This is a genomic window from Labedella gwakjiensis, assembly GCF_003014675.1.
Lineage (GTDB): Bacteria > Actinomycetota > Actinomycetes > Actinomycetales > Microbacteriaceae > Labedella > Labedella gwakjiensis.
The window spans coordinates 3,543,657-3,570,206 of sequence record NZ_PYAU01000001.1; the positions used below are offsets into that span (position 1 = coordinate 3,543,657).

The 26,550-nt window shown below is 67.7% G+C and carries 28 protein-coding genes and 2 tRNA genes; 13 read left to right on the forward strand and 17 right to left on the reverse strand.

Annotation, left to right across the window (positions count from 1 at the left end):
- The first annotated feature begins 93 nt into the window (after window positions 1-93).
- The gene (locus tag CLV49_RS16685; protein ID WP_106564548.1) at window positions 94-576 is read left to right on the forward strand and encodes a Dps family protein; all 483 of its coding nucleotides are present in this window, start codon (window positions 94-96) and stop codon (window positions 574-576) included.
- A 134-nt stretch (window positions 577-710) separates the two neighbouring features.
- Here the strand turns inward: CLV49_RS16685 and CLV49_RS16690 are convergent, their stop codons facing one another.
- From CLV49_RS16690 to CLV49_RS16700, 3 genes are read right to left on the reverse strand one after another with little or no spacing between them, the layout of a single operon-like run.
- Entirely contained in the window at window positions 711-1,706 is a 996-nt protein-coding gene (locus CLV49_RS16690; protein ID WP_106564549.1) for an Fpg/Nei family DNA glycosylase, read from the reverse strand.
- Window positions 1,699-2,172: a ribose-5-phosphate isomerase gene (locus tag CLV49_RS16695; RefSeq protein WP_106564550.1), complete on the reverse strand. Its 474-nt coding sequence runs from the start codon at window positions 2,170-2,172 to the stop codon at window positions 1,699-1,701. Before CLV49_RS16695 ends, CLV49_RS16690 begins: the two co-directional genes overlap by 8 nt.
- 55 nt (window positions 2,173-2,227) lie before the next feature.
- On the reverse strand, window positions 2,228-2,854 hold the full coding sequence (locus CLV49_RS16700) for a mycothiol-dependent nitroreductase Rv2466c family protein (protein WP_106564551.1): 627 nt from the start codon (window positions 2,852-2,854) through the stop codon (window positions 2,228-2,230).
- An 87-nt stretch (window positions 2,855-2,941) separates the two neighbouring features.
- On the opposite strand from CLV49_RS16700, the gene pepN reads away from it, so the two are divergent.
- From pepN to CLV49_RS16720, 4 genes are all read left to right on the forward strand, one after another.
- Window positions 2,942-5,488: an aminopeptidase N gene (gene pepN, locus CLV49_RS16705; RefSeq protein ID WP_106564552.1), complete on the forward strand. Its 2,547-nt coding sequence runs from the start codon at window positions 2,942-2,944 to the stop codon at window positions 5,486-5,488.
- A 96-nt stretch (window positions 5,489-5,584) separates the two neighbouring features.
- Window positions 5,585-6,607: a mechanosensitive ion channel family protein gene (locus CLV49_RS16710; RefSeq protein WP_106564553.1), complete on the forward strand. Its 1,023-nt coding sequence runs from the start codon at window positions 5,585-5,587 to the stop codon at window positions 6,605-6,607.
- Complete coding sequence (locus CLV49_RS16715) at window positions 6,604-6,996, forward strand: globin (RefSeq protein WP_106564554.1); 393 nt, start codon at window positions 6,604-6,606, stop codon at window positions 6,994-6,996. The genes CLV49_RS16710 and CLV49_RS16715 overlap by 4 nt, the downstream gene beginning before the upstream one ends.
- Before the next feature lie 63 nt (window positions 6,997-7,059).
- Window positions 7,060-8,736 carry an FAD-binding dehydrogenase gene (locus tag CLV49_RS16720; protein ID WP_106565181.1) on the forward strand — a complete coding sequence of 559 codons (1,677 nt, stop codon included), beginning with the start codon at window positions 7,060-7,062 and terminating at the stop codon, window positions 8,734-8,736.
- A gap of 14 nt (window positions 8,737-8,750) precedes the next feature.
- Here CLV49_RS16720 and CLV49_RS16725 read toward each other — a convergent pair whose 3' ends face one another.
- Entirely contained in the window at window positions 8,751-9,410 is a 660-nt protein-coding gene (locus CLV49_RS16725) for a DUF8185 domain-containing protein (protein ID WP_106564555.1), read from the reverse strand.
- Window positions 9,411-9,465: 55 nt separating this feature from the next.
- Here CLV49_RS16725 and CLV49_RS16730 point away from each other — a divergent pair, with 55 nt between their 5' ends.
- Complete coding sequence (locus tag CLV49_RS16730; protein WP_106564556.1) at window positions 9,466-10,335, forward strand: acyl-CoA thioesterase; 870 nt, start codon at window positions 9,466-9,468, stop codon at window positions 10,333-10,335.
- A 43-nt stretch (window positions 10,336-10,378) separates the two neighbouring features.
- On the opposite strand, the gene CLV49_RS16735 is transcribed toward CLV49_RS16730, so the two are convergent.
- From CLV49_RS16735 to CLV49_RS16750, 4 genes are all read right to left on the reverse strand, one after another.
- Window positions 10,379-10,855 (reverse strand): acyl-CoA thioesterase, encoded by a 477-nt coding sequence (locus tag CLV49_RS16735; RefSeq protein WP_106564557.1) that lies wholly within the window; start codon window positions 10,853-10,855, stop codon window positions 10,379-10,381.
- Window positions 10,855-12,537 (reverse strand): energy-dependent translational throttle protein EttA, encoded by a 1,683-nt coding sequence (gene ettA / locus CLV49_RS16740; RefSeq protein WP_106564558.1) that lies wholly within the window; start codon window positions 12,535-12,537, stop codon window positions 10,855-10,857. The genes CLV49_RS16735 and ettA overlap by 1 nt, the downstream gene beginning before the upstream one ends.
- 65 nt (window positions 12,538-12,602) lie before the next feature.
- Entirely contained in the window at window positions 12,603-13,100 is a 498-nt protein-coding gene (locus tag CLV49_RS16745; protein WP_106564559.1) for a DUF6993 domain-containing protein, read from the reverse strand.
- A gap of 53 nt (window positions 13,101-13,153) precedes the next feature.
- Entirely contained in the window at window positions 13,154-13,525 is a 372-nt protein-coding gene (locus tag CLV49_RS16750; protein WP_106564560.1) for a hypothetical protein, read from the reverse strand.
- 265 nt (window positions 13,526-13,790) lie between these two features.
- Between CLV49_RS16750 and CLV49_RS16755 the strand changes: the two genes are divergently transcribed.
- Together CLV49_RS16755 and CLV49_RS16760 are read left to right on the forward strand one after the other, a co-directional pair.
- On the forward strand, window positions 13,791-14,078 hold the full coding sequence (locus CLV49_RS16755) for a hypothetical protein (protein ID WP_243696521.1): 288 nt from the start codon (window positions 13,791-13,793) through the stop codon (window positions 14,076-14,078).
- Window positions 14,079-14,191: 113 nt separating this feature from the next.
- Window positions 14,192-14,944, forward strand: coding sequence for a hypothetical protein (locus tag CLV49_RS16760; protein ID WP_106564561.1), 753 nt, complete (start codon window positions 14,192-14,194; stop codon window positions 14,942-14,944).
- Between the two features lie 85 nt (window positions 14,945-15,029).
- Here the strand turns inward: CLV49_RS16760 and nadE are convergent, their stop codons facing one another.
- From nadE to CLV49_RS16790, 6 genes are all read right to left on the reverse strand, one after another.
- Window positions 15,030-15,857, reverse strand: coding sequence for an ammonia-dependent NAD(+) synthetase (nadE, locus tag CLV49_RS16765; RefSeq protein WP_106564562.1), 828 nt, complete (start codon window positions 15,855-15,857; stop codon window positions 15,030-15,032).
- A gap of 23 nt (window positions 15,858-15,880) precedes the next feature.
- Window positions 15,881-16,969: a phosphomevalonate kinase gene (locus CLV49_RS16770; protein WP_106564563.1), complete on the reverse strand. Its 1,089-nt coding sequence runs from the start codon at window positions 16,967-16,969 to the stop codon at window positions 15,881-15,883.
- Entirely contained in the window at window positions 16,966-17,940 is a 975-nt protein-coding gene (mvaD, locus tag CLV49_RS16775; protein ID WP_106564564.1) for a diphosphomevalonate decarboxylase, read from the reverse strand. The genes CLV49_RS16770 and mvaD overlap by 4 nt, the downstream gene beginning before the upstream one ends.
- On the reverse strand, window positions 17,937-18,887 hold the full coding sequence (gene mvk / locus CLV49_RS16780) for a mevalonate kinase (protein WP_106564565.1): 951 nt from the start codon (window positions 18,885-18,887) through the stop codon (window positions 17,937-17,939). The genes mvaD and mvk overlap by 4 nt, the downstream gene beginning before the upstream one ends.
- Window positions 18,888-19,032: 145 nt before the next feature.
- Window positions 19,033-19,105 (reverse strand) — tRNA-Arg (locus CLV49_RS16785).
- Between the two features lie 43 nt (window positions 19,106-19,148).
- Complete coding sequence (locus CLV49_RS16790; RefSeq protein WP_106564566.1) at window positions 19,149-19,370, reverse strand: SCO4848 family membrane protein; 222 nt, start codon at window positions 19,368-19,370, stop codon at window positions 19,149-19,151.
- Window positions 19,371-19,431: 61 nt separating this feature from the next.
- Here CLV49_RS16790 and orn point away from each other — a divergent pair, with 61 nt between their 5' ends.
- The 5 genes from orn to CLV49_RS16815 all read left to right on the forward strand — a co-directional run bounded on the left by orn (window position 19,432) and on the right by CLV49_RS16815 (window position 23,721).
- Window positions 19,432-20,052 (forward strand): oligoribonuclease, encoded by a 621-nt coding sequence (gene orn, locus CLV49_RS16795; protein WP_106564567.1) that lies wholly within the window; start codon window positions 19,432-19,434, stop codon window positions 20,050-20,052.
- Window positions 20,053-20,102: 50 nt separating this feature from the next.
- Window positions 20,103-20,178: transfer RNA gene (locus CLV49_RS16800), tRNA-His, on the forward strand.
- A 218-nt stretch (window positions 20,179-20,396) separates the two neighbouring features.
- A complete protein-coding gene (locus tag CLV49_RS16805) occupies window positions 20,397-22,040 on the forward strand; it encodes a serine/threonine-protein kinase (RefSeq protein WP_158261998.1) in 1,644 nt (547 codons plus the stop codon).
- A gap of 51 nt (window positions 22,041-22,091) precedes the next feature.
- Entirely contained in the window at window positions 22,092-22,433 is a 342-nt protein-coding gene (locus CLV49_RS16810; RefSeq protein WP_208019832.1) for a metallopeptidase family protein, read from the forward strand.
- Between the two features lie 82 nt (window positions 22,434-22,515).
- The gene (locus CLV49_RS16815; RefSeq protein ID WP_158261999.1) at window positions 22,516-23,721 is read left to right on the forward strand and encodes a D-alanyl-D-alanine carboxypeptidase family protein; all 1,206 of its coding nucleotides are present in this window, start codon (window positions 22,516-22,518) and stop codon (window positions 23,719-23,721) included.
- Window positions 23,722-23,729: 8 nt separating this feature from the next.
- Here CLV49_RS16815 and CLV49_RS16820 read toward each other — a convergent pair whose 3' ends face one another.
- Genes CLV49_RS16820 through CLV49_RS16830 form a run of 3 tightly spaced genes read right to left on the reverse strand, consistent with a single transcriptional unit; the run spans window position 23,730 to window position 26,531 of the window.
- Complete coding sequence (locus tag CLV49_RS16820; RefSeq protein WP_106564571.1) at window positions 23,730-24,326, reverse strand: nucleoside/nucleotide kinase family protein; 597 nt, start codon at window positions 24,324-24,326, stop codon at window positions 23,730-23,732.
- A 1-nt stretch (window position 24,327) separates the two neighbouring features.
- Window positions 24,328-25,125: an energy-coupling factor transporter transmembrane component T family protein gene (locus CLV49_RS16825; RefSeq protein WP_106564572.1), complete on the reverse strand. Its 798-nt coding sequence runs from the start codon at window positions 25,123-25,125 to the stop codon at window positions 24,328-24,330.
- Window positions 25,122-26,531 carry an ABC transporter ATP-binding protein gene (locus tag CLV49_RS16830; RefSeq protein ID WP_243696520.1) on the reverse strand — a complete coding sequence of 470 codons (1,410 nt, stop codon included), beginning with the start codon at window positions 26,529-26,531 and terminating at the stop codon, window positions 25,122-25,124. Before CLV49_RS16830 ends, CLV49_RS16825 begins: the two co-directional genes overlap by 4 nt.
- Between the last annotated feature and the right edge of the window lie 19 nt (window positions 26,532-26,550).

Sequence of the window (26,550 nt, forward strand, 5' to 3'; positions counted from 1 at the left end):
CCCCGGTCAGCGGGGAGTAAGCCGAGCCTTCTCTTGCTTGCGGAATGCCCAGGGACGCGTACGGTTGTACTCAACAGACCTCAAGGAGAGCCCATGACCGACATCACCGTTTCCCAGACCTCCGTCAGCCCCGACGTCGCCGCCGGCGTCGCGCAGTTCCTCAGCCCCCTCGTCATCGACCTGACGGCCATCGTCGTCAACGGCAAGCAGGCTCACTGGCACGTGCGCGGTGCGAACTTCATCGGCGTGCACGAGCTGCTGGACGACGTCGTCGCCCACACGCAGGAGTGGGCAGACCTCGCCGCAGAGCGGATTGTCGCCCTCGGCCTCCCGGTCGACGCGCGACTGGCCACGGTCGCAGCGAAGACCACGACCGGCTCGCTCACCGCCGGTTTCCAGCAGTCGGACAACACGATCGCGGAGATCGTCGCCCAGATCGATGCAGCCCTCGTGGGTGTGCACGCCGCTGTCGACGAGCTCGGCGAGATCGACGCAGCCAGCCAGGACGTCGCAATCGAGATCGCCAGAGGGCTCGAGAAAGACCGCTGGTTCCTCGTCGCCCACATCAGCAAGTAGTCGGTCAGGCCTCTCCGCCGCTCATCACGTGACCTGAAAGGGCCCTCCCCGGGAACGGGGAGGGCCCTTTCACGTCATGCCTCACCACGCAGACCTGCGGACGGACGGGGCGTGGCATGGCTTCCGAGCCACCGTCACGCCTGGCAGACAGGGCACCAGTACAACTTCCGGGCGCCCATCTCCTCGAGGACGATCGACGTGCCGCAGACACGACACGGCAGGCCCTCACGCTTGTACACCCAGTGCCGATCGGCACGACTCGCCATGGCCTGGTCGTACGCTTCGCCTTCGAGACCGTCGATGGTCATCATCTGACCCGTCTCGACCCCGATACGCAGCAACTGCACCCAATCGCGCCACAGCTCGCGCAGAGTGTCGGTGGGCACCCGCTTACCCGTCGTGTGAGGATTCACCCGCTCGCGGAACAACAGCTCGGCGCGGTAGACGTTGCCGATGCCGCTCACGACGGACTGGTCCATGAGCAGAAGCCCGATCGCCGTGCCCCGCTTACCGGCCCGCTCCACGAAGCGACGCTCCCCGACGTCGATCTCGTCGACGAGCGGGTCGGGCCCGAGCCGCTCGATCACCGCCTGGACACCAGACGCGTCGAGCAGCTCGCATGCCGTCGGCCCCCGAAGATCGGCGAGCGACTCCTCGGTGAGGAGCCGAAGGCGGACAGCACCGACAGGGGGTGGGGGAAAGGATTCCGCCTCGACGCCGGGCAGGGCGCTCGTCTGCTCCGACATGCGGACGCGTGCGCGCCTCGGCGCGCCGATGCTCGACACCGAGTCCTCGAAGGCACCGTCCGCGACGGTGTCGAGCCGCACGGTCCCCCGCTGATTGGTCTGACCCATGCGGCCGCCCGCCGACATGATCGTGGGGTCTGTGTCGATCCGACCTGCGAAGTCCCAGGCTCCGTAGAGACCGAGATGGACCCTCAGGAAGACGCCCCCATCGAATTCGAGGAACATCTGCTTGCCCACCGCGACGGCGCCGAGCATCTCGCGGCCGTCGAGCACCGTCGCGCCCTCGGCGAAGCGCCCCTGCGGCGACGACGCGGAGACCCGATGACCCACGAAGTTGTGCCCGAACTGGCGGGCGATGCGGTGGACGGAATGACCCTCAGGCATCGGTGGAGCGCGACGCCTCGTATGCCGCGATCTGGCCGATCCGACGGATGTGCCGCTCGTCCTGCGAGAACGGCTCGGCGATGAAGGCGTCGATGAACGAGATCGCCTCGTCCTCGGGGTGCTGGCGCGCGCCGATCGAGATGACGTTCGCGTCGTTGTGCTGCCGAGCGAGAAGAGCTGTGCTCTCGTTCCAGACGAGGGCCGCGCGAACACCCGTCACCTTGTTCGCGGCGATCTGCTCACCGTTGCCCGAGCCACCGAACACGACACCCAGGGCGTCGATTCCTGCTGCCTGGTCCCGCACGACCGCCTCGGCCGCTGCAATGCAGAATCCCGGGTAGTCGTCGAGCGGCTCGTAGCTCTGCGGACCGTGGTCGACGACCTCGTGTCCCGCGTCGATCAGGTGGTCCTGCAGCCGGCGGGACAACTCCAGGCCGGCGTGATCGGTGGCGATGTGGATGCGCATGCGCCCAGTTTAGGGTCGCGTGCGCGGCGGATCGTGCGATCGGGCGCGCCCCGGCTCAGTCGAAGATCGGCCCGACGGTGCGCGTGCGCTTGAGCTCGAAGAATCCCGGGTACCGTGCAGCGGCGACGACGCCGTCCCACAGGGCGAGCGCCTCGTCCCCCTTCGGCGCCGGCGAGATGACCGGGCCGAAGAAGGCGACGCCGTCCACCGAGAGGATCGGGGTGCCGACCTCCTGACCGACGCGCTCGATGCCGTCGAAATGGCTCGCTCGCATGGGGGCGTCGTACTCGTCGGACTCCGAGTAGCGTGCGAAGTCGGCCTCGAGACCCACCTCATCGAGGGCGCCGGCGATGACCGCGTCGACATCGATGCTCTCGCCCGGGTGGATGCGTGTGCCGAGTGCATCGTAGAGCGGCTTGACGATGGCGTCTCCGTGGATCTCCTTCGCCGCGGAGACCAGTCGCGTGTACCGCAGGGCGCGGGGGAAGAACGCGCGGTACTCCTCCGACACGTCCTTGTCCTCGTTGAGGACGGCGAGGCTCATGATGTGCCAGGTGACGTCGAGGGGGCGGTGACGAGCGACCTCGTCGACCCAGCGGGACGTCATCCACGCCCAGGGGCAGGAGGGATCGAACCAGAAGTCCACGGTCACCGTCTCGGCGGTGGTGTCGGAGGAAGCCATACTCCGACTCTAGCTCCGGGTGAGACCCGGAACGGCCGCACTAGGCTGGCCGATGGACAGAATCCACACACATCACAGGAGGCACTGTTGCCCGGAGAGAACCTCACCCGCGCCGAAGCGATCGAGCGGGCGAACATCGTCTCGACATCGAGCTACGACGTGACGCTCGACCTCACCACCGGTGACGAGACGTTCCTCAGCACGACCACCGTCCGCTTCACGGCATCGGCCGGAGCCTCGACGTTCATCGACGCCATCACGGCGTCCGTCCACTCGGTGACTCTCAACGGCCGCGAGCTCGACCCGTCCGTCGTGAGCGACGGCGTGCGCATCGCCCTCGACGACCTGGCCGAGGAGAACGAGCTGACGGTCGTTGCCGATGCCCTCTACACGAACACGGGCGAAGGACTCCACCGTTTCGTCGACCCGGTCGACGGTGAGGTCTACCTCTACACGCAGTTCGAGGTACCCGACTCGCGTCGGGTGTTCGCGGTCTTCGAGCAGCCCGATCTGAAGGCGACCTTCACGTTCACCGTGACCGCACCGTCGGCGTGGAGCGTCGTGAGCAACTCTCCGACGCCCGAGCCGGTCGCAGCCGGCGACGGTGTCAGCACGTGGAGCTTCTCCCCCACCCCGGTGCTGTCGTCCTACGTGACGGCTCTCGTCGCGGGACCCTACGTCTCGGTGCACAGCGAACTGACCTCGAGCGACGGCCGCACGATCCCGCTCGGGGTGTTCGCTCGCAAGAGCCTCGCCGACTACGTCGACGCCGACTACATCTTCGAGAAGACCCGGGAGGGCTTCGCCTTCTACGAGAACGCGTTCGGCATGCCGTACCCGTTCGAGAAGTACGACCAGCTCTTCGTCCCGGAGTTCAACGCCGGGGCCATGGAGAACGCCGGCGCGATCACCTTCACCGAGACGTACGTGTTCCGATCGAAGGTCACCGACGCCGTGAAGGAGCGCCGCGTCGTCACGATCCTGCACGAGCTCGCCCACATGTGGTTCGGCGACCTGGTCACGATGAAGTGGTGGAACGACCTCTGGCTCAACGAATCCTTCGCCGAGTACGCCTCGACTCTCGCGGTCGCCGAGGCGACGGAGTGGACCGAGGCGTGGACGACCTTCTCCGCCATGGAGAAGTCGTGGGCGTACAAGCAGGACCAGCTGCCCTCGACACACCCGATCGTCGCGGAGATCCGCGACCTCGAGGACGTGCAGGTGAACTTCGACGGCATCACCTACGCCAAGGGCGCCTCGGTCCTCAAGCAGCTCGTCGCCTGGGTGGGGCAGGAGGACTTCCTCGCCGGGGTCTCCGCCTACTTCGCCAAGCACGCCTACGGCAACACCGTGCTGAACGACCTGCTCGACGAGCTCGAGGCCACGAGTGGGCGGGAGCTCCGATCGTGGTCGAAGCTGTGGCTCGAGACAGCGGGCGTCAACACGCTCCGCGCCGCCATCGAGACGGACGACGAGGGCCGGATCGGTTCCTTCGTCATCGAGCAGACGGCTGTCTCCGATTACCCGACGCTGCGTCCGCACCGCCTGGCGATCGGCTTCTACTCGCTCGAGGGCGGTAGCCTCCGCCGAACGCATCGCGTCGAGATCGACGTCGACGGAGCGTCGTCGCCCGTGCCGGAGCTCATCGGCCTCGCACGTCCTGACCTCGTCCTCCTCAACGACGACGACCTCGCCTACGCGAAGATCCGTCTCGACGAGGTGTCACTCGCGACCGCTATCGCCCACCTCTCGGACATCGAGAGCCCGCTCGCCCGCTCGCTCGTCTGGGGCTCGGCATGGGACGCGACCCGTGACGCCGAGACGCCGGCGAGCGACTACGTGGCTCTCGTGCTCGGGAACATCGCGAGCGAGACCGAGTCGACCACGATCCGCACGACGCTCAACCAGCTGCTGCTCGCGGTCGGCGCCTACGTCGCCCCCGAGCGCCAGAAGGCTGCCGGCGACGAGGCGGCATCGACGCTCTGGACACTCGCCCGGAACGCCGAGCCCGGGAGCGACGCGCAGTTCCAGTTCGTCAAGTTCTTCGCCGCCCTCGCATCGAGCGACGAGCACCTCGACATCATCGAGAACCTCCGCGATCGGACGGAGACCCTCCAAGGGCTCGACATCGACACCGACCTCGGGTGGGAGCTCCTCATCGCTCTGGCGGCGGGAGGCCGGGCCGACGAAGCCCTCATCGAGGCCGAACTCGCCGCCGACAACACGGCGACCGGGCAGCAGTCGGCAGCGCACGCGCGCGCCTCGATCCCCACCGCCGACGGCAAGGCCGCTGCGTGGTCCTCGGTCTTCGACTCGGACAAGCTGCCGAACACGATCGTGCGGACGACGGGCCTCGGCTTCCAGCGTGCCGCCGACACCGAGGTGCTGCGGCCCTTCGTCGAGCGGTACTTCGACTCGATCGAGGAGATCTGGGAATCGCGCAGCTACAAGATCGCCGAGTACCTCGTGGCGGGAATGTACCCATCCGCCCTCGCGGACCAGGAACTCGTGGACGCGACCCGTTCCTGGCTCGACGCCCACACCGATGCAGCACCGGCACTCCGGCGCCTCGTCCTCGAGAACCTCGCGGGTGTCGAGCGCGCTGTGGCTGCACAGGCTCGAGACAAGCGCTGACGGACCCGGCCCCTGCGTGGTCGCTGAGCGCCGGATCCCTCTCCTGGGGTCCGGCGTTCAGTCTTCTCCGACCGGCTCGCGGATAGGCTGGATCCGATGAACCTCAATGAGATGCTCGATGCCGTCGGCACGTTCCTGAACACGACGTTCCTCGGCAAACTCACGTCCATCGCTCTCATCGTCGCCTTCGCGTTCGCCGCCGTCTGGTTGATGCGCCTCGTCATCCGCCATGCTGTCGACCGGATCGTGAACGGGGTCAAGCGTTCGAACAACGCCGACGACACCAAAGAGCTCTCGGTCTCCCCGCTCGCTGCCGTGCGAGTGGTCCAGAGGACCAGGACGATCGGCACCGTGCTGTCGAACATCGTCAACGTCGTCGTAGCCGTCATCGCTATCGTCCTCATCGTCAACACGGTCGACAAGGACATCATCGGGTCGCTCGCATTGCTCACGGCGGCGCTCGGCGCGGGCCTCGGCTTCGGCGCCCAGAACATCGTGAAGGACGTTCTGAACGGTCTGTTCATGGTGATGGAGGATCAGTTGGGCGTCGGCGACGTCGTCGACCTCGGTCCGGCGACCGGAGTGGTCGAGGCAGTGGGCATCCGGATCACCCAGGTGCGCGACGTCAACGGAACGCTCTGGTTCGTGCGCAACGGTGAGATCCTGCGCGTCGGCAACATGTCGCAGGGCTGGGCCCGTGTCATCGTCGACCTCGCCGTCCCGTACGACGTCGACGTCGACGCGGTTCAGGACCGACTCCTCGATACGGCCAATGCGCTCGCTCGTGAGACCAAGTGGCGCACACGGATCCTCGAGCGTCCCGAGTCCTGGGGTCTCGAGTCGATCTCAGACGATGCGCTCGTCGTGCGCCTGGTCATCAAGACGCGCACGAGCGCGAAGGACGACGTCGCGCGCGAGCTGCGCCTCCGACTGAAGGCGGCGATGGACGAGATGGACGTGAAGCTCCCGTCGCTGAAGAGCGTCGTGCTCGAGGGCTTCGACGGAGCCGCGAGCGTGTCCGGCGCCCGTCCCCCGCGCACCAAACCCGTCGGCGTCGTCGATACACCTCCCACGAAGAAGCCATCGCGCATCCGCAAGCCGAAAGCGACCGACGAATGAACGACCTTCTCGCACGATCGTTCTATGACGACGTCGGAGGTCGACCGACCTTCGAGAAGCTCGTCACCGAGTTCTATCGTGGTGTGGCGGGCGACCCCGTCCTGAAGCCGATGTACCCGGAGGAGGATCTCGGACCGGCGGCCGAGCGCCTCCTCCTCTTCCTCGAACAGTACTGGGGCGGTCCCTCGACGTACGGAGAGACCCGCGGCCACCCGCGTCTCCGCATGCGCCACATGCCCTTCAAGGTGAATCCGGATGCCCGCGATCGCTGGCTGCACCACATGCGCGCAGCCCTCGACACGCTCGAGCTTTCTCCGCTGCACGAGGCGGAACTCTGGGCCTACCTCGAGCGGGCGGCCCACGCGATGGTCAACACGTTCGACGAGTAGAGGCGGTCGTCGGCGACATCGCCATACGATCGGTGCATCACGTGATTGACGAAGGAGTCGATGATGACCGAGAACGTGACCGCTGGCGCCACCCTCTCAGCTGACGCCGTGGTCGTCGGAGCAGGACTCGCCGGGCTGGTTGCGGCCCACGAGATCGCCTCGGCCGGCCGGTCCGTCATCGTGCTGGACCAGGAGCCGCCCGCTTCCCTCGGCGGGCAGGCATGGTGGTCGTTCGGCGGACTCTTCCTGGTCGATTCGCCCGAGCAGCGTCGCATGGGCGTCCGCGATTCCGTCGATCTGGCGTGGAGCGACTGGACGGCGACAGCAGCGTTCGACCGCGAGGACGACACCTGGCCGAAGCGATGGGCCAGGGCGTACGTCGAATTCGCCGCCGGTGAGAAACGGCCGTGGCTCCGCTCGCTCGGTGTCGGATTCTTCCCCATCGTCGGCTGGGCCGAGCGTGGCGGCGCCGGTCCGGAGGGACCCGGGAACTCGGTGCCGCGATTCCACGTCACCTGGGGCACGGGTCCTGGCGTCCTCGCCCCGTTCGTCCAGCGCGTCGAGGCCCACGTAGCGTCAGGCCGTATCAGGGTCCTGCACCGACACCGTGTCGATGCCGTGGACCTCGTGGCCGGCACGGCCGTCGGTGTGAGTGGAACCATCCTCGAGCCGAGCGAAGCCGCCCGCGGACAGTCCTCGACGAGAACTCCCATCGGCGACTTCCGGGTGGCGGCCTCCGCGGTCTTGCTGACGACGGGCGGAATCGGAGGATCTCCCGACCTGGTCCGTCGTTACTGGCCCGAGCGTCTCGGACGGGCGCCGCGGTCGATGCTGTCGGGAGTGCCGGCCCACGTCGACGGCCGCGGATGGGGGATCGCCGAGCGTGCCGGAGCTCGGCTCATCGGTACCGACCGGATGTGGCACTACACCGAGGGGATCACGAACTGGGACCCGGTCTGGCCGGGCCATGGCATCCGCATTCTCCCGGGTCCGTCGTCGCTGTGGCTCGATGCCTTAGGACGTCGGCTCCCCCACCCCTACTCGCCCGGCTTCGACACGCTCGGAACGCTTGGGCACATCCTGAAGACAGGGTACGAGCACAGCTGGTTCGTCCTCACCCAGAAGATCATCGAGAAGGAGTTCGCACTTTCGGGCAGCGAACAGAACCCCGACCTGACCGGGAAGGATCTCCGGCTGCTGGCGAAGCGACTCGGAGCCGGAGCCCCCGGGCCCGTCGAGGCGTTCAAGGATCACGGCGAGGACTTCGTCGTGTCGAGGACGCTGTCAGGCCTGCTCGATGGAATGAAGTCGCTCTCCCCCGACGCCCCGCTCGACCGACGAGAGGTCACGCGCGCGATCCGCGATCGCGACGCGCAGTCCATGAATCCGTTCTCCAAGGATCCCCAACTCGCAGCGATCACATCGGCGCGTCAGTACCGCGGCGACCGGATCCTGCGGGTCGCCGCTCCTCACCGGCTTCTCGATGCAGCTGCCGGTCCCCTGATCGCGGTCAAGCTGCACGTGCTGAGCCGAAAGACCCTCGGCGGTATCGAGACGGATCTCGAGGGACGCGTCCTCAGTGACGATGGGACGACCGTCGGCGGGCTCTATGCGGCGGGCGAGGTCGCCGGATTCGGAGGGGGCGGGATGCATGGCTATCGAGCGCTCGAGGGGACGTTCCTCGGAGGGTGTCTCTTCTCCGGTCGAACGGTGGGCCGGAGCGTCGCCGCCGCCGTGTGATCGGCGGAGGGTGATCAGACCGCGCTGCGACGAGCCAGAACGTGGCCGCGCCGCGGACTCAGCCGCACCCAGGACCCGCTCGCGAAGATCGGGACGTTCTCGTCTCCGTCCGGGATGAAACCGAGAGCGTCCGCGGCGAAAGCCGCGCCGCTCGGCAGGTCGTCTCGATCCCCGATGGGCCGTGTCCACACAGCCTGCCTGATCGAATGCACGACGTGGTCCCCCGCGGCCTCTGGAACGGCATCGGCGACGTCCGCCACACCACGGCGCGCCGTCTCGACGAGTGTCGCGGCGGAAACATCGCCGATCGGGAGCCACCCTGAGCGGGGCGGCGAGATCCCTGCCCACACCGTCGTGACCCTCTGATCGGGGAGCGCGAGATCCAGAGGCGGACCCGCGTCGGGACCCGGCGTCGCAATGCGATCGAGGATGCTGCGGACCGGGACGACGATATCGAGGTCGGACCCGCTCGCCGCACGCATGGTGCGCAGCCCGAGCACCGTGAAACCACGATCCATCAGGCCCCGCGGGGAGAGCGCAGCCGTGTAGAGCGCGAGGACTCCGCCCCGGAGGACGAGACGAACCGCTGTGTCGTCGACACGAGCAGCGCGCGCGAGGTACGTCCGGGCGTCGGAGAGGGACGCCGGGTCTGGGAAGGTGATCGTGGAACTCATGTCCTCATAAACTTACGTGACCGACGCCGTCAGGGTGTCCAGAGGAGGCCAGCCGATGAACCCCATCGAGTCGCTCTTGCACACGCTGGATCTCACGGACACGGGGGCACGCACCACGGAGGACATCTACACCGGACCGTCGCAGTGGATGCCTCACGGCCGCGTGTACGGCGGTCAGGTCCTCGCGCAGTCGCTCACCGCCTCCATGCGGACGGTCGCGCCCGACCGTTCGGTCCACTCGATGCACGGCTACTTCCTGCGAGCCGGCGATGCGAGCCAGGAGATCACGTTCGCGGTCGATCGCATCCACGACGGGCGGTCCTTCTCCACCCGTCGCACGCAGGCTTACCAGAACGGTGTCCCCATCCTGTCGCTCATCGCCTCGTTCCAGGACGAAGACGATGGCCTGGATCATCAGCACGCCGCTCCTGTGGGCGTTCCACAGCCAGAGGACCTCCCGTCTGCAGCCGATCTCCTCGGCGATCTCGACCACCCCGTGGCCCAGACCTGGGCTCGGGACCGCCCCTTCGACATGCGGCACATACCGTCGCCGATCTACCTGAGCGTGGAGGGCGAGCACGTCGACCGTCAGGCGGTATGGATGCGCGCGACGAGTCCCCTTCCCGACTCGCCCCTGATCCATCAGGCGGCGCTCGCCTACGCGAGCGACTACACGATCCTGGAGCCCGTCCTCCGCCGGCACGGCATCCCGTGGGCGACCCCTGGAGCGAAGATCGCCAGCCTCGATCACGCGATGTGGTGGCACCGCCCCGCCCGCGTCGACGATTGGCTCCTCTACGTGCAGGACTCCCCGAGCGCGGTGGGCGGACGGGGTCTCTCCCGGGGTGCCTTCTACACGCGCGACGGTGTCCTCGTCGCGAGCGTCGCCCAGGAGGGAATGATCCGCATCCCGTCGACTCGCTGAATCGAACGGCCGTGCCCGTGGACAGGCACGCCGGACTCAGGCGTCAGTCGCGTTTGCGTCCCAGCTGGAGGGGGTCTCCGAGGTAGACCGACCACGCAGAGCGCTCCTCGTCCGTGATGCGCCGCGGACGGCTCGTGGACGAGTCCACGAGGACGATGGTGCTCACCGCTCGCGCGTAGAGGTCACGCGACGTCTCACCCGTGCCGTAGACGTCGTAGCAGACGTCGAGGCTCGCTCCGCCGAGGTGCGAGATCCACAGCTGCACGTCGAGCGGAGCCCGACGATAGGCGATCGGTGCGACATAGGCGACCTCGTGCCGTGCGATGAGCGTGATCGTGTCGGATCCGGCCTCCGCCTCGATGAGCGCCATGCCGCGGTCGACGCCGTCGCCGTCTTCATCGCTCCGCCAGAAGGCGCGCACACGCGCCTCTTCGAGCAGGCGCATGAGTTCCACGTTGTTGACGTGGTTGTACGCATCGAGGTCGCCCCAGCGCAGATGGACGGGGACGTGCAGGCGCATCAGTCCCTCGTGAGCTTCCGATACGCCGAGCGGTTGGGCTTCGCGGCGTCCGGCCCGAGGCGCTCGATCTTGTTCTCCTCGTACGCCTCGAAGTTCCCCTCGAACCAGTACCAGTTGGCGGGGTTCTCCTCCGTGCCCTCGTAGGACAGGATGTGGGTCGCGATGCGGTCGAGGAACCACCGGTCGTGTGTGATGACCACGGCGCAACCGGGGAACTCGAGGAGTGCGTTCTCGAGGCTTCCGAGCGTCTCGACGTCCAGGTCGTTGGTGGGCTCGTCGAGCAGCAGCAGGTTTCCGCCCTGCTTGAGCGTGAGGGCGAGGTTGAGGCGGTTGCGCTCACCACCGGAGAGCACTCCCGCCTTCTTCTGCTGGTCCGGACCCTTGAACCCGAACTGCGAGACGTAGGCGCGGGAGGGGATCTCGGTCTTCCCCACCTGGATGTAGTCCTGGCCGTCGGAGACGACCTCCCACAGGTTCTTGTTGGGGTCGATGCCGCCGCGGCTCTGGTCGACGTACGAGATGTCGACGGTCTCGCCGACCTTCAGGGTGCCGCCGTCGAGCGGTTCCAGTCCGACGATGGTCTTGAAGAGCGTCGTCTTGCCGACACCGTTCGGGCCGATGACGCCGACGATGCCGTTGCGCGGAAGAGTGAAGGTGAGGCCGTCGATCAGGATGCGGTCGCCGAAGCCCTTCTGGAGCTTGGATGCGTCGATGACCTGACTGCCGAGACGGGGACCGACAGGGATGACGATCTCCTCGAAGTCGAGGACCCTCGTGCGCTCGGCCTCCGCCGCCATCTCCTCATAGCGGGCGAGGCGCGCCTTCGACTTGGCCTGGCGGCCCTTCGCGTTCGAGCGCACCCACTCGAGCTCCGACGACAGGCGCTTCGCGAGCTTCGCATCCTTCTTGCCCTGGACGTTGAGTCGCTCCTGCTTCTTCTCGAGATAGGTCGAGTAGTTGCCCTCGTAGGGGTACAGGTGCCCGCGGTCGACCTCGGCGATCCACTCGGCGACGTGATCGAGGAAGTACCGGTCGTGTGTCACAGCGAGCACGGCGCCCGGGTACTTTGCGAGGTGCTGCTCGAGCCAGAGGACGCTCTCGGCGTCGAGGTGGTTGGTGGGCTCGTCGAGGAGCAGGAGGTCGGGCTTCTGGAGCAGAAGCTTGCAGAGCGCGACGCGGCGCTTCTCACCACCGGAGAGGTTCGCGACGCTCGCATCGCCCGGAGGCGTGCGGAGGGCGTCCATGGCCTGCTCGAGCTGAGAATCGAGGTCCCAGGCGTCAGCAGCGTCGATCGCCTCCTGAAGCACGCCCATCTCGGCCAGCAGAGCGTCGAAGTCGGCATCGGGCTCGGCCATCGCGAGCGAGATCTCGTTGAAACGATCGACCTTGCCCTTGATCTCGCCGACGCCCTCCTGGACGTTCTCGAGGACGGTCTTCGACTCGTCGAGCTCCGGCTCCTGCATGAGGATGCCCACCGAGTAACCGGGGGTGAGCTTCGCTTCGCCGTTGCTCGGGGTGTCGAGACCGGCCATGATCTTGAGGATCGTGGACTTACCGGCGCCGTTCGGACCGACGACGCCGATCTTCGCGCCGGGGAGGAACGCCATCGTGACGTCGTCGAGGATGAGCTTGTCGCCGACCGCCTTGCGGGCACGGACCATGGAATAGATGTATTCGGCCATATCGGGTCCAGTCTACGGGGCGAGCGCGCTCCAGACGTATCCGTCGCGGTGACACACGGCCGGACTCACCAGTCGATGACGCGGGTGTCGCCAATGAGGCAGAGACCGGTGCCGAGCACGGGTTGGATGGTCGAGTGGTACCCGTCGACCGACGGACCGAACTGTCCGATGAGGCAGGACTCGCCCCAGCGGACACTGAACTGGATGGACTCCGCCCGATCGCCCAGCGTCGTGGCGTCGTTCGTGACCTCCATCGCACCTTTGTCGAATCCCGCCGCGACGAGGGCGTCGATGAAGTCCCGCCCGCCGGCGTCCGCGTTCTCCGCCGTCGCCGCGTTCACCTGGTCGAAGAACGGCTTGTTGTCCTCCGCCGTGCCGTCCGGGACGAGGACGATCGCCTCCGCGGTCGGCGTCGCTGTGGGCGACGATGTCGTCGTGGTCTCCACCGTGGTGGGCGCCTGCATCGTGCAGCCGGCCAGCACGACGACGGCCGCGACCGCCGACGCAGCGAAAACGCCGCGGGCTCCTCGCGTCGGTCGACGCTCGAGTCGATCGGATTCCACGGGCGCTCCCCTGAGTCGGACCGACAGGCGGTCGATTGCGTGCTCGTTCGAGTCTAGGAGAGGAACGCCCGGCCACCTGGTCGCTCCACAGACGCAGGATGCACGCGGGATTCCCGGTCGACGTCGACGAGGTCTCCGTGGAGCTCGGCGAGCACGTGCGGCGGATCGGAGGATTCACGCAGCACGATCGCGCCCGCAACGGTGACAGTCGCCCCATCGCAGAGGCTGTTGGACATGTCCAGAGCAGGTTCGCCGATCACCGTCACGAGGAAGCAGCCGGGTGAAGCGCCTCTCGGCAGCCGGATGCGGGCCGCCCCGTCTGCTCGCGTCCTCAGCAGGAAGCTCGTGACGACGAGGCCGTCGTCCGTGCGGACGGAGCGGGGTCGTCCGTCCACCGAACCTCTCACGATCGCCCGGTCCCCCATGTGTCTGCACTCCTCCACCGTCGTGACCGCGGTGCGGATCGCCGCTCCGGCGTGGATGCCGGGTCCGCCGGAGCGACGACCGCAACACGAGTGTGCAGGAGCGGATCGAGGGGCGCTGCCCTCGATCGCCGCGTCGGCGGACAACTCCCCGCCCGTCCCCCTGTGGACGACGTCGCAGGCCGCCCGACGGCGATGTCGGTGGTGCGTCGTAGCCTTCGATCACGAGTTCAGCGGGGCCGGCCGCACATCAGAAAGGACAACGGGAATGACCCTCGACACCCTCACCATCGAAGCACCGGTCGCCGTCACGTCGACCTCCGCCCCCACCACCTCGCCGTCGTCCGGCACCGTGCGGGTCGATGCGCGCGGTGAAAGGCTCTGGCGTGTCTCCACGCCCACGTTCGCCGTCGTCGGTCATGTCGAGCTCCTCGACACGGCAGCGGGCGAGATCTTCTTGGCGAAGCGATACTCGCCGACCTACGCGAGGTTCGTCGATCACGGCCGGTTCTGGTCCCTCGACGATGCCGTCGATTGCCTTCGACTCGGAGGGTGACGCCGCACCTGTCGAGGCGAACGTCCACGGCCCCGAACGGGGGATCCCGGTCATCCGGCGACACCCTCCACTAATGCCGGGAACATGCCGACGGCAGCGGTATCGTTCGGCGCATGGACTGGTGGAATGACCTCACGACCTGGCTGACGGCGCCCGAGACGCGCCCGACTCTCTTCACGGCTGCGACCATCGTGCTCGCGATCCTCGTCTCCGGATTCGTGTCCGCATCGATCGCGAAGGCGGCAGTCCGCCGTCTGGTCGATCAGCGCGAACGCGAGCAGAAGTCGGCGGCGATCGCCGCCTTCATCGACGCGGCGACCGAGGCGTCGGTGTGGAATTCCCTCACGCCCGGCGAACAGGTTCTCGCCGACCGTGCGGTCGGGCAGGCCGACATCCTCGTGCGACTCCTGCCGATCAAGTCCGCCCCGATCGTCGCCGACTGGGCCGCTCACCAGCTCGCCGAGATGAAGCGAAATTCCGCCACCTTCGGCTATGAGCTCGCGCCAGCGCTCACCGAGTTCCGTGACCGCCTCCTCGACTGGCAGCATCGCCCCGCGAAGGCGAAGAAGCTCTTCCAGAGCGACATCGAGCGGTGGTCCTTCAACACCGACGATTCGGAGCGAGACCTCGTGCGTCGGCAAGACGGGTGGGTCGCCGAGCAGCACCAGAAGGCGCACACGTCCCCGGCTCCCTCCGCGCAGGAGACCGAACGCCCGGCGGCTGCAACGACGGCGCTAGCCGACCGCAACATCCGCGAGCCGAAGACGGACACCCAGACGCAGAAACTCATCGAGGACGTTGCGGCCATCGACCAGCGCATCGCCGCGACGAGTAAGACCCCGTCCACGGAGGAACGCTCGGCCTGACCTCACCGTCCGTCGGTGCGGGATTCGAGACCCCACGCCGAGCGAGGTGCCGGTCCGCTACTGCGGGCCGGCACCTCGCTCGTTGTCACGCCGTGCGCCACCAATCGTCGAACGGAGTGACGGGCACGGTGCGCTTGTGCCGCGTCATGAGAAAGCGCGTCTCGATCGCCTCGGCGACGTCGTCCGCGACCTCGCGACCTTCGAGATAGTCGTCGATGTCGTTGTACGTCAGCCCGAGGTTCGCCTCGTCCGTCTGCCCGGGAGTGTCATCGAGCAAGTCGGCCGTCGGCGCTTTCTCGTACAAGCGAGCCGGGGCGTCGAGATGCTGCAGGAGGGCCTTGCCCTGCCTCTTCGTGAGCCCGCTGAGAGGCAGGATGTCCGCTCCCCCGTCTCCGAACTTCGTGAAGAAGCCGGTGATCGCCTCAGCGGCGTGATCGGTTCCCACCACGAGGAGGGCGCGCTGACCGGCGATGGCGTACTGGGCGACCATCCGTGCCCGAGCCTTCACGTTCCCCTTCGTGAAGTCCGTCATCCGATCGCCGACGGCGTCTCCGTATTCGTCGAAGAAGCCGTCGACGCCGCGCTTCACGTTGAACGTGACGCTCCGATCGGGGGCGATGAAGCCGAGGGCGAGCTGCGCATCGTCCTCATCGTGCTGGACGCCGTACGGTAGCCGGACGGCGACGAACTCGGCCGTGCCGCCCCCCTCGCGGAGCCGCTCGCTCGCCAACTGGCAGAGCCGTCCGGCCAGGGATGAGTCCTGTCCACCGCTGATCCCGAGCACGAATCCGGCCGCGCCTGTCGTGGTGGCGTAGTCGACGAGGAACGAGACCCGCCTCTCGATCTCGGCGGCCGGATCCACCTCCGGAAGGGAGCCCAGCTCGGCGATGATGTCGCTTTGAAGATCACGCATGACATCAGCCTAAACCCGCTGGATTACGGAGTCGTTTCCGTTTCCGGAGCCGGGTGGACATGGAGCGAGAGCCTCCTGATGTCACCGAGCTCCCATTGACGGAACATGGGGTCGAGGTCGGTCGCCTCATCCGCCAGCACGATGCCGCAATCGCCTCCTCCGGCACCCGACGACTTGGCCGCTGCGCCGACGAATTCGGCCGAGTCGCACAGAAGAGTGAGGTCGGGGGTCTCGATCGAGATCCCGACGCTGACACCGAGTCGGACGAGCAGTCGACGTGCCCGGTGGAGTTGCTTCTGGGCGCCCGCGAGATCGTCGGCGTCGAACGCGGCGACCAGAGCCTCGACACACGCCCTGCTGTCCTCCAGGAACGATTCGTAGTGGCTGTCTTCCTGCTGCTTCCGTTTCTGGATCCCATCGACGAGCTGAGCCGTCGACGCGGGTTCGCCTGTCCAGCCCACGACGAGTCGACCCCCGGTCAACGGGGGCAGTCTGCGAACGGATAGCCCCGGCCAGTCCTCAGCGATCAGTGAGACGACGTCCGTCTCCGCGGATCGACGCGCGACCCACCCGCGATCAGGAGATGAGAATGCGATCCACCCGCCGTAGAGACTCGCCGCGACGTCGCCGCCCGACGCGAGCGGATTCACGCCGATCGTCGCGAGAAGCGCGAGCTTGAGGCGGGAGAGCTCGTCGAGTCCGAGCGAGTAGAACCGATCGAGGGCCGTCACCGTCGCGACCGTGACGGCGGCGCTCGACCCCAGTCCGAACTTCCGGCCGGAACGGTCGTCGAGCTCGCTACGGATCGCCAGGTCGTAGAAGTCCAGCCGACGACCCGATTCGAGGGCGAAGGCCTCGACCACGCGAATGGCGGACAGCACGTAGTCGAACGGACGCTGATCCCTGTCGATGACGAGTCGATCGCCGTCGCGCCGCCACACCACGGGCAGATGGCCGAACTGATCGGAGATCAGCTGTCCGCGCCCCGCACTCGCTTCGAGCGTCACCGTGACGAACCGGTCCACGGCGATGAGGACCGCCGGATACCCGGGCTCGACCACCGCATACTCTCCGGCGATGAAGAGCTTCCCCGGCGCTGCGACCTCGATCATCGCGGAGCCTCCGTGACACGCACTCCCGGTCCCGGGAGCGACGTGGTCACTCCGGCCACACCGAGAGATCCGACGGCCGCGGAAACACTCGCGACATCCGGACGACGGCACAAGACCTTCACGTTGGGTCCGGCGTCCATCGTGGCGTAGCACTCGGTGCCCGCAGCACGCAGCTCGCGGACGAGTCGAAGACACCGGACGCTGTCGGGCTCCCAGTACGAGACGGGAGGTGTCGATCCGAGCATCGAGGCGTGCATCCGCATGGCGTTGGATTCGGCGAGCTCTCCGACTCGGGTGAAGTCCCCTGCGGCGACCGCCTCGAGCATGCCCGCGAAGTCGACGCGCGACGACGACACCCACGCGTCATAGTACGGCGAGGTGTCCGCGGTGAGCCGCATCGCGTCGCGGCTCGAGATCTCCTTCGTCCCGGCATTGACGACGGCGACGACCATCGCCAGATCGAGCCCCGGGTCGTGAAGGGGCTCAGCGTAGGACGAAGCGTCGTCCGTCCCGGCATACCAGACGGCGAGACCGCCGAAGATGCTGCGCGAGGCGGAACCGGAGCCTTTCCGAGCCAGGATCGACAGCTCTCGGGGGCTCAGAGACAGCCCGGCCGCCGACGTGGCCGCGGCGGCGAGAGCCGCGAATCCGGACGCTGACGACGCGAGACCGGCAGCGGTGGGCACCGTGTTCCGAGAGACGACGCTGGCGTACTCGCTCCGACCCGACAGGTCGCGCACGAGATCCAGGAATCGGGACACACGATCAGCTGGCACCCCGGACAACGGATCTCCGTCGAGAACGACGGAATCGCGATCGTTCCCCCACTCGACGGTCGTCTCCGTGCGGTAGGCGTCGAGCGTCAGCGACACACTGCTCGTCGCGGGGATGGCGAGCCGCGAATCCACCTTGCCCCAGTACTTGATCAGCGCGATGTTCGAATGAGCGACAGCCGTCGACCTGCCGCTCATGCGATCGGCACCATCGTGTCGTAGGTCCAGGTCGCGTGCGCACCCGCCGCGATGAGCGCATCGGCGACCTCCACCGAGTGAGCCGGGGAATTCGTGAGAGCGACGACGCACCCCCCGCGTCCACCACCGGTCAGCTTCGCGCCCACAGCGCCAGCGGACGAGGCAGCACGCACGAGTGCGTCGAGTTCGTCAGAACTCACACCGAGTTCGGCGAGGATGCCATGCGCCTCCGCCATGCGCGCTCCGAGGCGATCAGCGGCACCCTCGCCCAGGTCGCCAACGGCACCTTCCGCGAGAACCCCGAGACGATCGATGCGGTCCTCCGTCCATTCGGGTCGCTGCGCGAGTTGCGCGCGCACGGAGGCGACCGAGTCCCTCGTACGCCCGCGGACACCCGTGTCGGCGATGACGAACGTCGCGTCGAGCGACATCGGCAGGCTCTGCGCCACACCGCCTCTGAACAGTACGGGGACACGGGAGTTCGTCGCCACGGCGTCGAGGCCGCTGGGCGTTCCGTGCGCCACCCGCTCGGCCACCTGGACGAGGTCGAAGTGCTCGACGTCGCCGATCCGCCGACCGGCCGCATCGGCGAACGCATGGACGATCGCGCCGGCCGTCGCCGCACTCGAACCCAGCCCACGCTCGGCCGGGATCGTGCTCTCGATGGCGACGGTGACATCGCTCAGCGGGACGTCGAAGGCACGACTGGCTGCGTCGATGGCCGCGACCGGACCCGCGAGATCGGCGGGGGCGTCGGCGAGAGCGCCGGTGAACAGATCGGATGCGATCCGAGCCGGCCCCGGTACCGCGAAGATCTCGACATCCATGGCGAGCGCCGGCAGGGGAAGAGCGATGGCCGGCCGGCCGTAGACCACGGAATGCTCACCCATGAGGATGAACTTCGCGCGCGTATGCCCGGACCCGAGCACTCCGCTCCGACGTTCCACTGCCGATTCCTCCCGAGGGTTCCGGACGGACGCGGCCGTTCGCGCGCCGCCCACGACTGTACCCGTTCGGCGTCCGCCCGGAGCGCGGTTGCGCTGGGAGGAGATTCGACGCGCTGTCGGATCCGATAGATCCGCTCTGCTCCAGTGCCCCCAGCAGGACTCGAACCTGCAACCTACGGATTAGAAGGCCGTTGCTCTATCCATTGAGCTATGAGGGCAGACCGGCAACCAGGATAGCCCACCGGTGTCCCGCGACCTGGATCAGGCGACGGTGACGAGTGCGGCGATACCGAGAACAGCGGAGACAGCAGCCAGACCGAGAGCCACCGAGATCAACACGAGGTGCACGCGGAAGAACGCGGTGCGAGAACCATCCGCCGCGCGGGCCCGTGGGTCCTTCGCGATGCGCGACAGGAAACGGGGCCACACGATCACGTTGTACGCGGCGTTCACGAGCAGGGCGATGGCGAGGGCGACGAGCATGGTGCGACCAGCCTACCGGCGCCCGAACCGGGGTGTCGGCGGTCGCGGATAGGATCGGAGCATGACCACAGGCAGCGACCTCCTCGTCTGGATCGACTGCGAGATGACGGGACTCGACCTCTCGGTCGACGAACTCGTCGAGATCGCCGTCGTCATCACGGACTTCGATCTGAACCCCGTCGACGAGGGGCTGAGCGTCGTCATCAAACCCAGCGATGCCGCCCTCGCCAACATGGGCGACTTCGTGACGACCATGCACACCACGTCGGGACTCATCGAGGAGATCCCGGATGGCCTCGACCTCGCCGACGCCGAGTTCCGAGTGCTCCAGTACGTCGTCGACCACATCCCCGATGCGCAGAAGGCACCGCTCGCCGGAAACTCCATCGGCACGGACAGGGCGTTCCTGGCGAAGTTCATGCCACGGCTCGACGCCCACCTGCACTACCGCAACGTCGACGTCTCCTCGGTGAAGGAACTCGCCCGCCGGTGGTACCCCCGTGCCTACTTCAACGCACCGTCGAAGGACGGCGGGCACCGCGCCCTCGCCGACATCCTCGAGTCCATCCGCGAACTCGCGTACTACCGGTCGGCGGTCTTCGTTCCGCTCCCCGGGCCCACATCCGACGAGGCAAAAGCAGCCGCCGCGGCCACGGTGAACGCATACACCTCAAACGTGTAATACAATTTTCGAGTTGCGTCTTCCGGGTCAGCCCGGAACAGGCGCACATGGTGGGTATAGCTCAGTTGGTAGAGCGCCTGGTTGTGGTCCAGGAGGTCGCGGGTTCAAGCCCCGTTACTCACCCCAGTGTTCATTAAGGTCAATGGATCTCTGCCGTGGCTTCGTGAGGTCAACGGATCTCTGCCGTGGCTTCGTGAGGTCAACGGATCTCTGCCGTGGCTTCGTGAAGTCGGGGGTGCGGAATGCACCGGCTTCCGGGGTCTGTCAACGGCCAACTTTCGTTTGCGCGGTCCATCAGACTGGGAGCGGCGGGCGATCGTGCTGCCCACGACAGAGGAGCATGGATGACCGTCGGACACGTCCCCGCTGACGCGTTCATCGGTCACGTCCTCGGCGGGCGATACCGGGTCGACTCCCTCATCGGACGAGGCGGTATGGCCAACGTCTACCGAGCCACGGACGAGGTCCTGCACCGACCCGTCGCTGTCAAACTGTTCGGTGACACCTCGGACGGCGAACACCAGGCCCGACGGGCCTCGACGGAAGTCCGACTTCTCGCCGCCCTCAACCACCCCTCCCTCGTGACCCTCTACGACGCACGGGTCGCTCCGGGCGATGACGCCTTTCTCGTCATGGAACTCGTCGACGGTCCCACACTCCACGAGCGCATCAGCGACGGCCCCCTCAGCGACGTCGACATCGCAGCTATGGCGCTCGACCTGGCCGAGGCGCTGCACACCGTTCATGACGCCGGCATGGTCCATCGCGACATCAAGCCGTCCAATGTCCTCCTCGCTCCGTCCGTCTCGCCGACACGGGAATTCCGGGCCAAGCTCGCCGACTTCGGAATCGCGCATCTCGTCGACTCGGCCAGGCTCACCATGCCCGGCACGATCATGGGAACCGCCGCCTACCTGAGTCCCGAACAGACGAGAGGTATCACCCCCGCCCCGGCCGGAGACATCTACTCCCTCGGTCTCGTCCTGCTCGAGAGTTTCACCCGCACGCGCGCCTTCCCCGGCGGGATGACCGAGTCGCTCGTGGCGAGAGTCCAGCGCGACCCCACGATCCCCGGCGAGCTCGGATACGCCTGGAAGTCCCTCCTCACAGCCATGACATCCCGCTCCGTCGAGGCGCGGCCGACAGCCCTCGATGTGGCCGCCTCGGCGCGTGAAATCCTCCGCTCGGAGGGAACGGGTCCCCTCGTCGCGACGGAGACGGTCTCGCTCGCGAGGGTGTCGCCCGCCCAGGGCGGAGTCACGAACGTAGCCGCAACCGTCACGAAGCGCATTCCCGACGTCGGTGCCTCCTCCCCCACACCGACGGAGCCCATGACTCATGGTGCGGTTCCCCAGCCTGCCGCCGTCCGCGCCGCTGGAGTGACGCTCGGTGTGCCCGCACGCCGACTCCGACGTGACAGGCCAGGCGCACGCCGCCAGGTGGACCGTCGCCGTTCTCGTCGTCGCCTCCTCCTCGTCGCGTGCGCCGCCGTCGTCACCATCGGTCTCGGCGGAGGCCTCGCGGGGTTACTGACGAGCGGTCGAGCACCCGTGAGCGCCTCGAACACGGGCGGCGTCGGGATCGCCACCCTCTCGACGGCCATGGACGAGTTCTCGACCGGCATCACCTCGTTCGTCGACGAGCGGAAAGCCGCCGCCGCAGCTTCCGAGACCGCGCAAACCCCCGATGCCATCCCGGCCACCGATGCCACCGATGCCACCGATGCCACCGACACCGAGACCACCGACACCGAGAACGACGCCACCGACGCCGGTACCGACGACGAGACCGAGAGTCCCGCCTCCGACACGTCGACTCCCTCAGGACCGGAACCCGGAACGGACGACAACACGCCCGGAGGTGAAGCGGGACCAGGAACGGACCAGACTGCGCCGGGCAACGGAAACGGGAACGGCAAAGGTCAGGGCAACGGGAACGGGAACGGGAACGGGAACGGTGCCGACAACGGAAAAGGCCCCGGCGGCTGACGTCCGGTTCTGTCACAACTCGACCGCATACGATGAGTCCTCGTGATCGACATGACGCCGGACGACTTCGAAGCCCTCGTCGAAGAGGTCTTCGACACGCTCCCCGATGACATGGTCGCCGACCTCGACAATGTCGCGATCATCGTTGAGGACCGTCCGGAGGACGGCTCCCTCGACCTTCTCGGTCTGTACCACGGCGTCGCCCTGACCGAACGGGGACAGTACGGGTTCGGCGAGCTGCCCGACACCATCAGCATCTATCGCGAACCACTCCTCCACCACGTCGACGATGTCGACTCGCTGCGCGCCGAAGTGCGGGTGACCCTCGTCCACGAGATCGGACACTACTTCGGTCTGGACGACGCGGAGTTGCACCGACTCGGCTGGGGCTGACGAGCCGAGCGGCGCATCCGGGTTAGCCTGAACCCATGTCGGGTAGCCGGGGGTCTTCGTGGGGGTAGGACGCGTCATCGGAGTGAGCGTCGGAACCGTCGCGATCCTGGCCGTCGGGCTGTACGGCCCGGCCACTCTCCTCGGTCCGCTCCCCGAGGCGACCACCTCCACGATCCCTGTCGACGAGATTCCGGCCAATGATCCGGTACTCCCCGCTGACGGTGCCAGCGCCCTGACGGAAGATCCGACGGGGACACCGCTCGCCGTGGCGGGCGACACGCAGCCCGTGCCGATGGCCGCCGCCACCAAGGTCATCGCGGCGCTCGTGGTGCTCGATGCGCACCCCCTCGCTGCGGACGACGAGGGAGCGATCGTCCCGATCACCTCAGAGGACTTCCTCTCCTACCGCGACTACCAGGCGGCCGGAGCCAGGACCGTCACCGTGTACACGGACGACCAATGGAGCGAGCGGGGAATGCTCCAGGCGCTCCTCCTCGGCTCGAGCAACAACCACGCCGACACTCTCGTTCGATGGGCTTTCGGCTCCGTCGATGACTACCTCGTCGCCGCTCGGGCTTGGCTCGATGAGAACGGACTCGACGGCATCACAGTCGCCGACGCCACCGGTCTGTCCGAGGAGAGCGCCGGCACGGCCTCCGACCTCGCCGTCGTGGCCGCACTGGCCCTCCAGGATCCCGCCATCGACTCGGTGCTGACGAGCACGGTCGAGGGACTCCCGTCCAGGAGAGGGATCGAGAACACCACGACCTACCTGCCCGAGCTCGGCATCACGGGCGTCTCACGGAGCTACACGGACGCTGCCGGCATCTGCCTGCTGTTCGGCCTGAGCGTCGAGATCGGGGACACGACCTACCGGGCCTACGGCGCCATCCTCCGGCAGTCCGACTGGGACGCTCTCGAGGCGGCGGTCCGCGCTCTCGCCGAGCAGGCCGCCACTGCGGTCGTCGACGAGTCGCTCATCGCCGTCGGCACCCCACTGGTCACCGTCACCGCGCCGTGGGGCGACGAGGTGACGGCGTCCGCCGGGGCTGCCGTGTCGGAACCGCACTGGGCGGTCTCCACCCCCGTGGTGACGACGACCCTCGACCCGCTCGAGGCCGCCGGTGCGGGGACGACGATCGGTTCGGTCGAAGCGACGGCCGGCGGGCGTACCGAGACGGCGCCACTGCGACTCGACGAGCGGCTCCAGGATCCGGGCGTGCTGTGGCGGATCACCCACCCGATCCCCGTGATCTCGGCCCTGATCGCCGACCTCCACGAGGGCTGAGCGCGTCTCTAGACGGTGGTGCCGGTGGAACGGTCGAGGACGTCGTCGAGCCAATCCGCCGCCTCGCCGCCGTCATTCCCCAGCACGAGATCGGCAGACGCGATCGGGTCCTCGCGGCCGATGAAGGACTCCATCTGGTCCGTCCACATGTCCCAGTGTCCGTCGAATGCGCCGGCGTCTCGCGTGAGCGCACGCCTCTTGCGGACGACGGGACCCGCCTCGAGCCAGATGCGGAGGCTCGCGGCTGAGGCGTTCGTCCTCGAGAGCGTGCCGCACCCCTCGATCACGAGCGGACGGTCGGCCGGAACATCATGCCACTCGGCTGATCGGCCGAGAACCCAGTCGTGACGCCGCCAGCGTCCAGGCATTCCGACCGCTCGCGGGGCGAGGAGCTCGCTCCACACCTGCTCCGACGCGTCGTCGAGTCCAGACCACCCCGGATAGATGTCGTCCATCCGCACCAGCACCGGCGGAACCTCGCCGGGCCAGCGTGACACGAGGAGGTCGGCGAAAGTCGACTTGCCCGCACCGCTCCGGCCGTCGATGAGAACGATGCCGTCGGAGCGCCGAAGCTCGCTCCTGACGTCCGATCGAGTGACTACCACGTCAGGACCCCACGAAACGGAACGTCCCGGCGGCGACCGCCCCACCGATCGCCGCCGCCATCACGGCAACGCATCCCAGGAGGAAGACGGCATCTCTCCAGGACAGCGACGACGGACGGGCCCACGTGCGTGTCGACTGCGCGCCGAAACCCCTGGCCTCCATCGCCGTCGCGAGCTTCGTACCACGGCGGACAGCGAAGACCAGCAGTTGGAACGACATCGAGAAGAGTCGACGGATCGGCGCGGCATCACCGACTCCCCGCGCGCGACGCGCGAGTTCCATGCTCCGCCAGTCGTCGATGAAGAGCCCGAGCAGGCGGACACCGGCGACGACCCCCAGCACGAGCCGTGCGGGGAGCCGTGCCACCTGCGCGAGCGCGTCAGCGAGCTCCGTCGAGTCGACACGGGAGAACAGCAGGATCGTGGGCAGGCCGAGCGCGAAGACGCGGAGCGTCACTGCGACAGCGAGCTGGATCGACGAATCGCTGATCGTGGCAGTGAGGAACTGTGCGTGGACGCGGCCCTCCGGCTCTGCGTAGAGGAGCATGCTGATGCCCGCTATCGGCGCGAACATCGCCAGGGGGACCGCCCGGCGCAGCAGAGCCCCGAGTGCGAGACCGCACAGCGGAAGGAGGACGAGCTCGATGGCGATCGCCACGGCGGCGCTGACCCAATCGATGGTGACGATGAGCGGAACGGAGAGGATGACCATTGCGATGATCTTCGAGACGGGGTTGATGTCGTCGAGGAGCGCCCCCCGTGTGAGAACGGCCGGCGCCGCAACGCGGAGGGTGGTCATGCGGCCGCCTCCGTCATACCAGGAACCCCGACGTCGTCGAGCCTGATGACGTGCTGCCCCAGGTGACGGACGACCCCGGCGTCGTGAGTGACCGACACGACGGTCCCACCGTCCGCGACGAGCTTCTGAAGCAGGGCCACGAGGCGGATCCAGCTCCCACGGTCCTGTCCGAACGTCGGCTCGTCGAGCACCATCACGGCGGGCCGGGCGATGAGGACGGTGCCCACGGAGAGCCGCCGCTTCTGCCCTCCCGAGAGCGTGAACGGGTTCGCACGCGCGAGCTCGGCGAGGCCGAGGACATCCAGCATCTCGTCGACGCGCCCCTGCACCTCGTGGTCCCCGAGCCGGAGTGCCCGCGGGCCGATCGCGAGCTCGTCTCGCACCGTCGAGGCGAGGAACTGGTGTTCCGGTTCCTGGAACACCGTGCCGATCCGGGTGAGGAGATCACGCGACGACCACCGGGAGGGACGGGGGCCCCGCCATGTCGCGAGCGCGGCCGAAGCCGTCACCGTCCCCTCCCTCTCCGGGAGGAGGCCGGCGAGTGTCAGTGCGAGCGTGGACTTCCCCACCCCGTTCGACCCGACCACGACCGTCGAGCGGTGCATCGGCACCACCACATCAAGACGGGATCGGACGATCGCCTCGGCCGATCGACCGATCGAGAGGACGGACGTCGAGAGCGCCGCTCCGTCGTCGGAGCCGGGTCTGCCGGCATCCGGTAGGCCCACGGACACCCCGGGCACCCAGACACCGGCGTCCGCGAGAGCCGCGCCGGCGCGTGCGAAGACCTCCGCAGGCGGACCGTCTGCGAACACCCCGCCGCCGGCGTCGAGCACGATCACGCGGGTCATGAGGTCGACCCAGACCTCCGTACGGTGTTCCACGACGACGAGGGTCGTCCCGTCATCGAGGACGGCTCTCTCGATGGCAGCCCGGACCTCGGACACCCCCACGGGGTCGAGATTCGCGGTCGGCTCGTCGAGGAGGATGACGGCGGGGTCCATCGCGAGGATTCCCGCGATGGCGAGGCGTTGCTTCTCCCCACCCGACAGCTGTGATGTCTGGCGGCTGAGCGGGACATCGAGCCCCACCGCCTCGAGGCTCCGCGCCACCCGTCGCCAGATCTCGTCGCGCTCCACCCCGAGGTTCTCGCATCCGAACGCCACGTCGTCCCCGACACGGGACAGCACGGGAGCGGCATCGGGGTCCTGGAGAACCAGACCGGTTCGGCCGCGCGCTTCGCGTGCGTCACGACCGTCCACCGTCAGGGTTCCGACAGCCGTTCCATCCTCATCGCCCCCGAGGAGACCCGCGATTCCCGCGAGGAGGGTCGACTTCCCCGAGCCCGACGCGCCGAGCAGAAGGACCCGCTCCCCCGGAGCGATGTCGATCGAGACGTCGGCCACCGCTGCACGCTTTCGACCC